This window comes from Coleofasciculus sp. A1-SPW-01 (assembly GCF_040217205.1).
In the GTDB taxonomy this organism is placed as follows: Bacteria; Cyanobacteriota; Cyanobacteriia; order Cyanobacteriales; family Coleofasciculaceae; genus Coleofasciculus; species Coleofasciculus chthonoplastes_A.
Genome location: NZ_JAVJNP010000101.1, coordinates 37817 through 51707, shown reverse-complemented (window position 1 = coordinate 51707; position 13891 = coordinate 37817). Strand labels below are relative to the sequence as shown.

At 45.9% G+C, this 13891-nt stretch carries 9 protein-coding genes; all 9 read left to right on the top strand.

The window, feature by feature from the left end; translation table 11 throughout:
- Nucleotides 1-185: 185 nt before the first annotated feature.
- The 9 genes from RH949_RS15145 to RH949_RS15105 all read left to right on the top strand — a co-directional run bounded on the left by RH949_RS15145 (nucleotide 186) and on the right by RH949_RS15105 (nucleotide 13754).
- Complete coding sequence (locus RH949_RS15145; protein WP_446354207.1) at nucleotides 186-1640, top strand: hypothetical protein; 1455 nt, start codon at nucleotides 186-188, stop codon at nucleotides 1638-1640.
- 41 nt (nucleotides 1641-1681) lie between these two features.
- Nucleotides 1682-3127 carry a DUF3131 domain-containing protein gene (locus tag RH949_RS15140; protein ID WP_446354205.1) on the top strand — a complete coding sequence of 482 codons (1446 nt, stop codon included), beginning with the start codon at nucleotides 1682-1684 and terminating at the stop codon, nucleotides 3125-3127.
- Nucleotides 3128-3312: 185 nt separating this feature from the next.
- Nucleotides 3313-6060, top strand: a complete 2748-nt coding sequence (locus RH949_RS15135) for a DUF3131 domain-containing protein (protein ID WP_446354203.1) — start codon at nucleotides 3313-3315, stop codon at nucleotides 6058-6060.
- 110 nt (nucleotides 6061-6170) lie between these two features.
- Entirely contained in the window at nucleotides 6171-8573 is a 2403-nt protein-coding gene (locus RH949_RS15130; RefSeq protein WP_446354201.1) for a glycosyltransferase family 2 protein, read from the top strand.
- A gap of 170 nt (nucleotides 8574-8743) precedes the next feature.
- The gene (locus RH949_RS15125; protein ID WP_044208260.1) at nucleotides 8744-9070 is read left to right on the top strand and encodes an STAS domain-containing protein; all 327 of its coding nucleotides are present in this window, start codon (nucleotides 8744-8746) and stop codon (nucleotides 9068-9070) included.
- A 610-nt stretch (nucleotides 9071-9680) separates the two neighbouring features.
- Nucleotides 9681-10379, top strand: a complete 699-nt coding sequence (locus tag RH949_RS15120) for an MBL fold metallo-hydrolase (protein ID WP_446354198.1) — start codon at nucleotides 9681-9683, stop codon at nucleotides 10377-10379.
- A 79-nt stretch (nucleotides 10380-10458) separates the two neighbouring features.
- The gene (locus RH949_RS15115) at nucleotides 10459-10998 is read left to right on the top strand and encodes a rhodanese-like domain-containing protein (protein ID WP_446354196.1); all 540 of its coding nucleotides are present in this window, start codon (nucleotides 10459-10461) and stop codon (nucleotides 10996-10998) included.
- Nucleotides 10999-11086: 88 nt separating this feature from the next.
- A complete protein-coding gene (locus RH949_RS15110) occupies nucleotides 11087-11929 on the top strand; it encodes a sulfite exporter TauE/SafE family protein (protein ID WP_446354194.1) in 843 nt (280 codons plus the stop codon).
- 589 nt (nucleotides 11930-12518) lie between these two features.
- Nucleotides 12519-13754, top strand: a complete 1236-nt coding sequence (locus RH949_RS15105; protein ID WP_446354192.1) for an LL-diaminopimelate aminotransferase — start codon at nucleotides 12519-12521, stop codon at nucleotides 13752-13754.
- Nucleotides 13755-13891 lie beyond the last annotated feature (137 nt).

Sequence of the window (13891 nt, the reverse complement as noted above, 5' to 3'; positions counted from 1 at the left end):
ACGACACCCTTCAGGGTAAACGTCGTGTGCCTGGGAACTTGGGAAGACAATTAGAACTGTTTTCTTCTATGTCACTCAGTAAATTTACGGATTAGATTGCCTTCCCTTCATCAAACATTCATAGTTTTCCCGGATGTAAATGACCGGCATGACTGACTAAGATGTTTATCGTTCAGGAGTTAGTCATGAGCGTAAACGGTTTCAATTATGGTTTAGAGTTTTTGCTATTCCTGCGAAATGTAAGTAAAATGCGCTGGCATTACCGAAGGATTTTTATCGGGACTGTCGGGTTCTGGATATTGAGTGTTGGTAGGTTACAGGCAATCAGTCAAGCTGCTTTTAATCAGGTAGATTCTATGCCATTTTCGGATAATTTGGTTGAATTGGATAAGACGCTAGCTGAGAAATCGGTTACTCCTAAGTCTGGAATAAAAGAGAACCTGTCGTTACATCGGACTCACGATAGTCCGCCAATTTATAAGTCGGCTATTTCCCCATCTTTAGAACCAATACCCTACCCGTCTCCGCCAGAGGTAACGTTGAATTTTGCTTTAGCGTCATCCCCAGAAATACCCACTCAGACAGATAGTCGTTTGACTGAAGTTTCCTCGACTGAACTGCACTATCCATCCGATCAATCCCCTCTGTTGATAGCTGCACCAGAAAACTTCAATCCGGGGTTACGATTACCGCCGGAATCTCCAGAGTTGCCATCCCAACCCAGTTCAGCTTCGTCTTCTACTGAGTCGATTGTTTTAGAAGGTTTAACGACTAATTTTCGCTATGACCATGATAACTTTGATCAACGGAATCTCTTTGTTGAAGAAACCGCTCAATTTCGTTTACGGAATGGGAATATCGTCCGGTTTAAAACAGGCTTGAATTCCTTCGAGCATCCTGATGTTGATTCCGTGACCAATATCCCCATTCAAGTGGGTTGGGAAGGAAAAATTGATCAAGTCACAGTGGAGGTTGCTGGAGGGGTTGATTGGTTTGACCGTTTGCCAACGGCGCTGAATTTGAGAGCGAGGGTGGAAACGCCTATTGCGGTTAAGGTGAGTCCGACAGGAGAGTTAGAATCGGGAATTTTTCCCGCCTTTATCGTCGAACAAGCGCCCTATAAGTTTAATGCTGAAACGCTAGATAATCAAATCACGGCTTGGCGATTTGGTCCCAATCTATACTGGCAGATTGCCCCAGATACGAGCTTCTTTACCTTTCTGAGATTGGGGCTTTATAACGATGGGAATCAAGAGTGGCAATCCTTTAGTCGGCTAGAGCAGAAAATGGGTCAGTTTTATCTGGCGGCTAATCTGTTTACCTGGAGTTATCAAGAGGATCTAGAGACACAAAATGGCTATTTTTCACCGCCGGATTTCTTAGTTTACAATGCCGAGATTGGTTGGGAAGGGGATATCTTTGAGTTTCTGAGTTGTCGGTTAGCGGCAACATTAGGACGCCAGCGATTAGATGGAGAATTTGACAATGCTAATGGGTATGAAGCCCGTTGTACAGCTAAGATTTCGCCCAATGTAGAGGCAGATTTTGGTTATCGCTATACCAATGTCCAGAATCGAGCGACGGGGGATAGTGACTATAACAATGATGCCTTTAGTGGACAGGTGCGGATTTCTTTTTAGGTCATTTTTAATTGGTAATTTGTAATAGTTTGAGGAGCATTATGAGTATTAATTTTGAGCCACCGCCAAGAAAATTATCTCTTTTGGTTTGTGCTGGAGGAATTGCCACAGCCATCGCCGCGATCGCGAGTTTGGAAAGCCTGTCAAATCAGCCGAATATCTCGTCTATGTCATCGCCAGAAGCCTCGGTTTCTCAAGTCGTTACGCCTAAGTCCCAGGAAAACCCTAAATTGGCGAAACTTGATGCTGAATCGATAAAATTGCCCGGTACTCCTGTCACATCTGCTGAACTCAAAGCGGCAGAACGTTCAGTGATTCCCCCTGGTGCAGGTATATTAAGCCCAGCGGAAATGGCAATGGCTGAACAAGCCTGGAAGTATTTTGAACAGAACTGGAATGATCAAACCGGATTGGTGAATTCTGCTGATGGATTTGCCTCAGTAACGATGTGGGATCAAGGGGCGGCAATTGCGGCATTAGTCAGTGCTAAAGAACTGGAGATTATCCCAGAGTCTGAATTTAAGACTAAGATGAGTCGCCTGTTGAAAACACTGGCAACGATGCCACTTTATAACGATGAATTGCCGAATAAAGTCTATAATTCTGAAACATTAATGCCTGTTGATTATGGTCAACTGGACAAGAAAGAGGAAATCGGTTGGTCAGCCATTGATTTAGGACGATTGGCGTTATGGCTGAAGATTGTTGGCGCGAAATATCCAGAGTTTAAATCAGAAACGGAAGCGGTTTGGGATCATTGGCAGGTTGAGCGGTTGACGAACAATAATCAGATGTATGGCACTAGCGTTGTTAATGGCAAAGAGCAATATAATCAGGAAGGGCGATTGGGCTATGAAAATTATGCGGCTTATGGTTTGAAGTTGTGGGATTTGAATGTTCAGAAGGCGTTGGATTTTGCCGAAAATGTGGCGTTTGTCGATCTTTATGGTCAAGGGGTTCCTTATGACAAGCGAGATTATGAAACCTCGGAAGCGAATAACTATGTCCTCAGCGAACCCTATATTTTAGATGGAATTGAAACCGGGTTTAAAGCGCTGCCGAAAGCTTATGCGGATCGACTTTTAGCGGCACAAGAATCCCGGTACAATGCCACGAATCAATTAACGGCGGTAACTGAAGATAATTTGGATCGTCCGCCTTATTTTGTCTACGGCACTTTGTTTGCCAATGGGGAAGCCTGGGCAACGATTACTGATACTCGCGAAAATTATGATGATTTGCGCTTTATCAGTACGAAAGCGGCGCTGGGTTGGCACGTTCTTTATAATACGGATTACACCAAGAAGTTATTTGAGTTTGTCCAAGATAATCTCAAAGCGGATAAGGGATGGTACAACGGGTTTTATGAGTCGTTAGATGAACCGAATAAATCCCTGACGGCGAATAATAATGGTGTGATTCTGGAACTGTTTCTCTACAAAAAAGTTGGCGAACCACTCATCGAGTGGGCAGGGGTGAAGGAATAGGTTTGTAGGGGCGGGTTTTACCGATAAGGTGACGATTCAAACTATTAATAGAGTTAAGTAAGTAGCTGGATAAAAGAAAACAGCACCGTACTCAGTTTTGTAAACAAGCCTCAAACTCTTACTGTTCCCTGTTCCCTAACAAATGACGAATGATGTTACTTGTTCTAGCGTAAACATTTATTCTTATGCTGCCAAAACCTTCTCGCCAAACCGCCTTACAACTAATTGCTTTATTCCTCATCGCAGCAATCTCTCCTTCACTATTGATTCAGTTTCCCCAAACAGCATTCGCTCAAATGCAAACCTCCGCACCTGCTACCTGTGCGGAAATTGCTGCCCCGCTAACAGCAGAGGAACAAATTTATGCCCAGACAGCTTGGCAGTATTTTCTCAATAACTATCAGCCGGAAACAGGATTCACCAACTCCAGCAATGATTATCCCTCCGGTACACTCTGGGATATGGGAAATTATTTAATGGCACTGAATTCAGCCCGCTGGTTAAATTTAATTGACCAGGGAGAGTTCGACTATCGCCTGAATCAGTTTTTAACGGGTTTGGAAATGTTGAGGTTATTTGAAGATAGCCTACCCAACAAAGTGTATAATACCGAAACTGGACAACTTGTTGATTATGCCAATACTCCCATCGAACGAGGAATTGGGTGGTCGGCGTTGGATATTGGTCGCGTATTAGCCGCATTTGATGTAATTCGGACTTGTCATCCCCAGTATGAAGATTGGTTGTCTAAAATTCTTCAGACGTGGGATATTGAGCGATCGCTTAACGATGGACACCTCTATGGCGCTACGGTTTTACCGGATAATCAAACTCTATTGGTGCAAGAAGGGCGTCTGGGTTATGAAGAATATGCGGCGAGAGGCTACGAACTTTGGGGCTTTAATGCGGCGAAAGCGGTCTCCTTTGAACCGTTTAAGTTGGTGGAGATTAATGGGGTGCAAATTCCTGTGGATACCCGCGATTACCAAACCACCAATGCCAATAACTATGTAGTGAGTGAGTCCTATATTTTAGATGGGATTGAATTTGGCTTCCAGGGAGATATTGCGGATTATGCGGCTAGGGTTTTAGAGGTTCAGAAACGTCGCTATGAACAAACTGGACAACTCACGGCGGTGACAGAGGATAATATTGATCAAGCGCCCTATTTTCTCTACAATACCGTTTACGCCAATGGCGTTCCCTGGGCAACAATTACCGATCGCAACGAGTCTCACTCAGCGTTACGCAGCATCAGCACTAAAGCCGCCTTCGGTTGGCACTATCTCTATCCCGATAATGATTACGCCAAAACGCTGTTTGAGGCGGTGAAAGACTTACGCAGTCCCGATGGTGGCGGGTTTTATGCGGGATTGTATGAGGAAACTCAAGCACCGAATACCGCCTTAACCGGGAATACCAATGGCTTAATTTTAGAGATTCTCTACTATAAAGCCAGAGGCAATCAACCCTTAATTGGCAGCAATGGCGTCAGTGTTTCCACCGGACAACCGGGAAAGGAAGCCGTTGTTTCCCCTAGAACTCATTCCACCTCCACCCCGCCTGCGGTAGCGATTCAACCCCTCCCTCCAGTCGGAAAACCCCAGTCTTCAACTTGTCCCCCTCTGGCAATACCCTTAACCGATACCCAACGGCGTTACGGGGAGAAGGCGTGGCAGTATTTCCAGGCAACCTATCAACAGAATACAGGCTTAGTGAACGATCGCGCGGATCTCAATGGGGCTACGCTATGGGGATTAGGGGATTATCTAGCCGCCCTCCATGCTGCCCGTACTCTAGATATTATCTCACCGGAAGAATTTAGCGATCGCACTCGTCATCTGTTAGCCGCGTTGCAGCAGTTGCCCCTATTTGCCGGACAATTACCCCATCGAGGCTATGATACCCAATCCTTACACCCCATCGATTACGGCGGGAACCCCAGTGTCAAGGGTAGCACCAATCCTACGGCTGAGGGGACGGGTTGGTCGGCGTTGGATTTGGGACGACTATTGGCGGCGTTGTACACGTTGAAAACTTGTCATCCAGAATACACTGATGTTGTGGATCATCTGGTGTTGGATTGGTCTTATTCTCAAGTTATCCGGGATGGGATTCTCTATAGTGCCAGGGTGACACAGGATAACAATGGACGACTGCGAACCCATGTTACTCCCGAAACCCGCCTCGGTTATGTAGACTATGCGGCGCGGGCATTTCAACTCTGGGGGTTCAACGTTACCCCGTCTCAGAGTAGCCGAACCTATCCGACAACCCTGGTTGAGGGGGTTCCCGTACCCTTAGCTAGCCCAGACTCCTCCACGGTTAGTAATCCCTTTCTCCTCTACGGCTTAGAATTTGGCTTTGATCCCTCCATGATGGCGTTGGTGCAACCCCTCCTGCAAGCCCAAGCCCAACGCTATCGTCGCACAGGTACCGTCACAGGGGCGGCGACGACCCTACTAGATCAACCCCCCTATATTGTCAATAGCACGATTATTGGCAAGGGCAAACCCTGGGCAACTCTGGATGATCAAGGAAACTCGGTTCCCGACAATCGCACCGTGAGTACAGCCGTTGGCTTTGGCTTTCATGCCCTATTCCCGAACCATGACTATACTCAGCCGCTATGGGAGGCAATCCGCGATCGCTATAATTCCCAATCTGGCTATTATGAGGGATTTTATGAAAAAACCGGGAAAACTGCCAAGGGATTGAGTGGCAGTACCAACAGTCTCATCCTGCAATCCCTACTCTACACCGCCACCGATCAGCAACCCCTGATTCGCCCCCAAACCGCCCTGAATTCTCCCTGGTGGCAAACCATAGAAGCGGGGGATTCGGGTCAAGGATTGCCGACGACTGTCCAGCAAACCGCCCAGTTAATCACGGGAACGGCGGGAACCTACTGGCGTTCCACATTAGGATTTTGAAACGTCATGATATCAAGTTCACCTAATCCTAACTCCGGGTTAATTATCTCCTGCCTTCTGCCTCCTGCCCGGTTGGTGATCCTGTCGAACCACTGCCTTCTAAAATCACCATGACTACCTCTATTTCACTTCTAGAAAACTCCTCTGTTTTTTTAGGCAACATTCGCTCCCGCCTCAAAGAACGAACCTTACTATTTCGCTATTTAGCCGAAATCAACTTAATTTTTGGCGCTTGGTATCTCCACTGGCGAATTACTCATTCAATTAATACCAATGCGCTGTGGTTATCCATTCCCCTACTCCTCGCCGAAATTTACTGTTACGTGGGTGGTGTCATGTTTCTGCTAGGATTATGGCGACCCATCGTTCACAAAGTCCGCTCATTGTGGCAACTCAGCCCACCCTTCCCCCCAGCAGAATTTCCCACCGTGGATGTGTTTATTACCTGCTACAATGAACCCCCGGAATTAGTCGAAAACACCACACGCGCTGCTTTAGCCCTCAATTATCCCCTCACCAAACTATCGGTTTATGTTCTCGATGATGGCAATTCCCCCGATTTGCGAGCCATGACCGAAAAACTCGGGTTAGAGGACTTACAATCGCCAATGTTGCAACAAGAAGCCGAGCGCCTTGATACCGAGCGATCCGAGTTAGAAAATCGCCGTCAGCAACTGAAAAATTTAGCCCTAGAAATTTCCCAAGCCGAGCAATTTTTGGAATCCTTTCAACTTACCGTCACTACCGACTTTAATGCCTTATCTCAAGTTTTATCCTGGTTCGAGCAATTACGCCAACCCAGAATTCCTAACTCCGTCTGGTTAGAATGTCAAACCGTACTCGCGGAAGGATTTGATAACGCCATTTCCCACGCCCATAAAAACTTGCCACCAGAAATGCCAATTACGCTGGAAGTCTCTATTTTCACCCAATCCATAGAAATGCGGATTTGGGATCAGGGAACCGCCTTTGATTTAGAGGGATATGTACTCAACAACCCAAATCCAGTCGAGGACACCGCAGAACGGGGGCGTGGCGTCAACATTATGCATCAAATTGCGGATTATTTGAGTTATACGCGCACCTTAGATAATCGCAACTGTTTGCTCATGATTAAATCCTATTCTCCTCTCTCCGAGGTTGAGCAAGATTGTCCCTCCTATACCGTTACCAGTCATCTCAAAAGTCTGCGGAACTGGCTGCGCGTCTTACATCCCACCTCCCCCAATTTGAGCAGTAATTTAGCGTCTGAAATTAGAATCGTCGAAAAAGAGATTTACCAAAAAGAGTTAGAACTCAGTAACTTAGTTCGCTGTCGCTACATTGCGCGTCCCAAACCCAAAGGAAAACCCCACCATGCCAAAGCAGGTAATATTAACTACGCGATGTTTTCCGGCGAAACCTCTGGCGATTTTATCCTCACCCTAGATGCAGATCACATTCCCAAACCGCAATTCTTACAACGAGTTCTGCCCTACTTTTACACCTACAACCTCAATACCGGAAAATACGAAAGCAATCAAATCGCCTTTGTTCAAACCCCCCAAGCTTTTTATAATATCCCTCCTGGAGACCCCTTTGGACATCAAGCCCACTTATTCTACGGACTAATTCAACAGGCAAAAGATGGTATGAATTCGGCGTTTTACACTGGAACCAATGCCGTGTTAAGACGCGAGGCATTAATTAGTGTCGGCTTGCAAAACTTTGCCGATGAATTTGCCGTCGATCAAAAACGGTTAGCCGAATTTGACTTAGTAGGTGGTGTCTCCAGTAACAGCATTACCGAAGACATGAATACCGCCATGCGCCTCCATGCAGCAGGGTGGAAATCTGCCTATCACGATGAAGAATTAGCGACAGGATTAGCCCCCGATGACTTAAGTTCTACGCTCAAACAAAAGCTACGCTGGGCGCAGGGAACTCTCCAGGTTCTCCTGCGAGAAAATCCCTTCAGTAAACCGGGGTTAACCTTTTGGCAACAGTTACACTATTTTCAAACCATGTACAGCTATTTCTCTGGGTTTGCTACGGTTGTCTTTCTCATCTGTCCGATTATTTATTTCTTCACCGGGATTATTCCGGTGCAAGCTTATGGAGATGAATTTGCCATCCACTTCATTCCCGCCTTTGTTCTCAACCGTTTAACCTTTATCGCCGCAAGCTGGGGGATTCCCGCCCGGGAACTGTGGCGTTCGGAGCAATACGCGATCGCGTTATTTCCCCTATTTATCCAAGCGGTTTGGAGTGTATTCACGGGACGCCCGATTAAATTCCAAGTCACGCCCAAGCAGCGTCAATCCGGGATGTATCTTCGGTTAGTTTTGCCGCAGTTAACGATAGTTATTTTCACGATTCTGGGAATACTATGGTGTCTGTATCGATTAGCAATGGGAGAGTTAAAAAATCCTGGACTTTATCTAATTAACGGGCTTTGGGCAGTTTATAGTTTGTCTTTGTTATGGGTAATTATTCGAGCCGCTGTCTGGCAACCCAAAGCTAGCCGTAACTAGGTGATCAGTAATCAGTTATCAGTGATCAATGATCAGTTATCGGGAGATGGGGGAATTGTAGGGGCGGGTTTCACTACTATCGTTTTTTACCCACCCTAATGTCACTAAACCCGCCCTGTCTAAATGACCAATGACAAAGTAAATTTATTCACAACAAAGGAGTCATGCAAATGAGTACAACCATTAAAATTGTTCAACCTACTGGTATCTTAGACGGCGTAAGCGTCAATCAACTTCGGCGTGAAGTCAATGATGTTGTTGAAAGTGGTGCGAATATTGTCTTGGTTGACTTTCAGGATGTCACGTTTATGAATAGTACAGGCTTAGGGGCTTTAGTTGCCACGCTAAAAACGGTTCAGGCGGCTGGCGGTCAACTGTTTATCTGCTCGCTTTGTGACCAAGTTAAGATGATTTTTGAACTGACAAAAATGAATCGCGTGTTTAAAAGTTTTGCCAATCGAGAGGATTTTGAGCGTCAGATTACTCCTGTCAGTTAATCCAATTGACAGGCAAATCCAAATGTAGGGGCGGGTTTAGGGACTCAAGTAACGGGCAAGTCACTACATTGAATACAAAACCCGCCCTTCCCCAGTCTTGAACCTAACCGATAAGCTCAATCAAAAATACCCCGTTCATGCTTAAGCAGAGGGCGGGTTTCGTTGTTCATTAGGTGCAATAGTTTAGTATTACCTAGCAGCCAATCCAAATGTAGGGGCGGGTTTAGGAACTTAAGTAACGGGGAAATCACTACATTGAATACAAAACCTGCCCTTCCAAAATTTTGAACTACGAACCCATTGTTTTTGTAATATTATGGTGGCATTCTTGCACAAGAAGAGGGCGGATTTTGTTGTTCATTTATTGGTGAGGTAGGGCGGGTTTTGTTTTTCAGTTAGTTCTGAGTAGCCGATTTTAGTGCCTAAACCCGCCCCTACAAATTGTCCCCCATCTCCCAGACGTTCCACCGGAACGTCTCTACTACCCCCATCTCCCCCATCTCCCCCATATTCCCTCTTGACAGGTGTGTCTCGTGTGAGGTAAGTTAAATATAACTAAATAGCAATTTAGTTAATAAACAATACGAAACAGTCCAAGGGAGATGAGCTGATGTTATTTCGTCAACTATTTGACAGTGAAACCAGCACCTATACCTATCTCATCGCTGATTTAGCCACAAAAGCCGCGATTCTGGTCGATCCGGTCAAAGAACAGGTGGATCGCGATCGCAAACTCCTCGATGAGTTGGGATTAACCTTGCAGTATTGTCTGGAAACGCATATTCATGCCGATCACGTTACCGGAACAGCGCAACTGCGGGAGTTGACGCACTGTCAGGGTGTGGTTCCTCAAAATGCCTCGGCTGCTTGTGCTGATCGCTTTCTGGCGGATGGTGAGGTGTTAATGGTGGGTTCAGTTGAGATTCAGGCGATCGCCACACCGGGTCATACCGATAGCCATAACGCCTACTTCGTGAATCGCGATCGCGTCCTCACGGGAGATTCGCTGTTAATTCGGGGATGCGGTCGAACTGATTTCCAAAGCGGTGATGCAGGCACATTATTTCATTCTATAACTCAAAAGTTATTTAATTTACCCGATGAGACGCTGGTGTATCCTGGACATGATTATCGCGGACATACCGTATCCACAATTGGCGAAGAACAGCAATGGAATCCCCGATTAGCGAATCGCGATCGCGCCAGCTTTATCGAATTGATGAATAACTTAAATCTTCCTGATCCGAAGAAGATAATGGAAGCGGTTCCCGCTAATGAACGCTGTGGCAAAGTAGCGGTGAACACATAAAGGAACAGGGATTCCTGTAACCATCTACACCAATACATTCAGTTAGACAAGTTCTGCACATAGATAAGGAGAAAAACTCATGGTTTTAGCCAATGCCAATAACCTCCAAGAAATAGACGCCAAAACGTTGAAACAATGGCTGGATCGTCAACAAGTAATGCTGATTGACGTGCGGGAACCGGGCGAATATGCCAGTGAACATATTCCTGGGGCAAAATTAATGCCACTGTCTAACCTCAATCCCGCCGATGTTAAACCAGAAACCGATCAACAGGTTGTATTGTATTGTCAAAGCGGGAATCGCTCGAAACAAGCCGCCCAAAAACTCTTCAACTCTGGATTTGAATCAGTGAATCATCTTCAAGGGGGATTACCCACTTGGAAATCCGCCGGATATCAGACTCAAATTAACAAAAATGCACCCATTAGTTTATTCCGACAAGTGCAAATTGTGGCAGGTACATTAGTGTTTACGGGAACTGTATTAGGCGCATTTGTCTCTCCCTGGTTTTTGATTTTGAGTGGTTTTGTCGGTGCGGGATTAGTCTTTGCTGGTGTGAGTGGAACCTGTGCAATGGGGATGTTATTGGCAAAACTACCTTACAACCAACGAGTTTAAAGGTGATAGGTCATTGATTTAAGGTGGGTGGGCAATGCCCACCCTACAGGGTGCTGAACAATTAAAAATGACCAAGGACATAAGACAAATGACTACTTGGATAATTGGGCTAATTCTCGCCGCCGGAATTGGTATTAGTTTAGGGTTAATGGGGGGTGGCGGTTCGGTGCTAGCCTTGCCTATTTTAGTGTATGTGATGGGGGTGGAAGCGAAAAGCGCGATCGCGATGACATTGGTAATCGTGGGAACCGTTAGCTTGATTGGAGTTATTCCTCACTGGCGACGAGGGAATCTGAATTTCAAAAAGGCGTTTATGTTCGGCGCGGCGACGATGGTAGGTGCATATTTAGGGGCAAAGTTAGCCTTTTTTGTCAGCGGAACATTCCAGCTTCTTCTCTTTGCCGTAATGATGATTATTGCGGCGGGATTCATGATCCGCAAAAGCAGTAAACCGACTCAACCCGATAATGACTTGCAGTATTATCCTCAACCCGTGTGTAAATATTGTTGGGTATGGATGCTAACTGAAGGGTTAGGTGTGGGCGTATTGACAGGTTTAGTCGGGGTTGGGGGTGGATTCGCGATCGTTCCAGCGTTGGTATTATTAGGGAATACGCCGATGAAGGAAGCGGTGGGAACGTCATTATTAATTATTGCCTGTAACTCGGTGGCTGGATTTCTGGGATATTTTGGACAGGTTCCCCTAGATTGGGGATTAATTGGTTCATTCATTGTGGCGGCAAGTGTGGGAATTATCGTTGGCGCATATTTGGCACAGTATGTCAAAGCCCAACAGTTACAGAAAGCCTTTGGTTATTTTTTAATTGCCGTAGCCGCGTTTATTTTAGTGCAAAATCGTCAGGTTTTCACATCTGGACAGAATCAGACGGACTCAATCAGAAAGCCAGGGGTTCAGATAGCTTATCGATAAATTTCAGGTTTGATGAATGTTCGTTGGCACTTGACTTTTTTTGTCGTTTCCGGTATTATTTCATCATGGGAAAATGTGCCGTCCTATAGACCCAAATAACCCCGAATCAGTAGGGTGGGTTAGGCGGTATTCAATAGAGAAAACAAATCCTTAAATTAAATATCCGCCGTAACCCACCAAGTTACCGTTGCTAACAGTGGAATAACAGAATATAGGGCTAAGGTTCCCCACTACGAACCCAAGCTAATCTACCAAATTATGCGTGCCACGCCAGTAGGGTGGGTTAGGCGGTATTCAATAGAGAAAACAAATCCTTAAATTAGATATCCGCCGTAACCCACCAAGTTATCGTTGTTAACTGTGTAAGTAGGTTGGTGGAAATAAACTCAACCTTATGAAGTTATGTTAACAAGCCTTAAACCCTGACAAATGACGAATGACGAATGACGTAGCTTGCTTCTCGCGAAAGCGAGTTCCCCACCGTTAACTTTAATTGTCCCCACCTACTTATTCCCCGTTGCCTGTTGCCTGTTGCCTTTTCCGCTACAGTTAGCAGTAAGCTGGTTTACGGCGTTCGTCACAATTGATTATGGCAACCATCAACGATAACTACCTGAAACTCAAAGCAGGCTACCTGTTTCCCGAAATTGCCCGCCGGGTGAATACCTTTGCTGAAGCGAACCCAGATGCCGCGATTATTAAACTGGGAATTGGCGATGTTACCGAACCCTTACCCGAAGCCTGTCGCACGGCGATGATTCAGGCGGTAGAAGATATGGGGAATCGGGAGTCTTTCCGAGGCTATGGACCCGAACAGGGGTATCCCTGGCTGCGGGAGAAAATCGCCGCCCAGGATTTCCAGGCGCGGGGATGTCAGGTGGATGCATCGGAAATCTTCATCTCTGATGGTTCTAAGTGCGATACAGGTAATATTCTGGATATTTTTGGCAAAAACAACAAAATTGCCGTAACTGACCCCGTTTATCCCGTCTACGTGGACACGAATGTGATGGCGGGACATACTGGAGAGGTGAATGAGAAGGGTGAATTTGAGGGATTAGTCTATTTGCCGATTAGTGCCGAGAATAACTTTACTGCCCAGATTCCCTCTCAGAAGGTGGATTTGATTTATCTATGCTTCCCGAATAATCCCACAGGCGCTACCACGACTAAGGAAAACTTGAAGGCGTGGGTGGATTATGCGAAGGCGAATGGGTCAATTATTTTCTTTGATGCGGCTTACGAAGCGTTTATCACCGACGAGAGTTTACCCCATTCTATCTATGAAATTGAAGGGGCGCGAGATTGTGCGATCGAGTTTCGTTCCTTTTCTAAGAATGCGGGATTTACCGGAACTCGTTGTGCGTTGACGGTGGTTCCCAAAACTTTAACGGCAAAAGCATCGGATGGTTCAGATGTGGAACTTTGGAAACTATGGAATCGCCGCCAGTCTACTAAGTTTAATGGTGTCTCCTATGTTGTCCAACGAGGGGCGGAAGCGGTTTACTCAGAAGCCGGAAAAGCCCAGGTGAAAGCATTAGTTAGCTTTTATTTGGAAAATGCCAAAATTATTCGCCAGAAGTTAACGGAAGCGGGATTAAGTGTGTATGGCGGGGTTCATGCCCCTTATATTTGGGTGAAGACACCCAATGGTTTATCCAGTTGGGATTTCTTCGATAAGTTACTGCAAACCTGTTATGTTGTCGGAACACCAGGTTCCGGATTTGGGGCTGCGGGTGAAGGCTATTTCCGAATTTCGGCGTTCAATAGTCGGGAGAATGTGGAAGAGGCGATGAAGCGGATTACCCAGAAGTTTAAGGTTTAGTACGTAGGGACACGATAATATCGTGTCCTGATCTAAGTGGGCATTGCTCTTATCAAAATAATGGTGCGTTACGGCGACATTCCTATTAAAAGGATGATCAATATGATTGATTACGCCTAACGCACCCTACGGTTTTT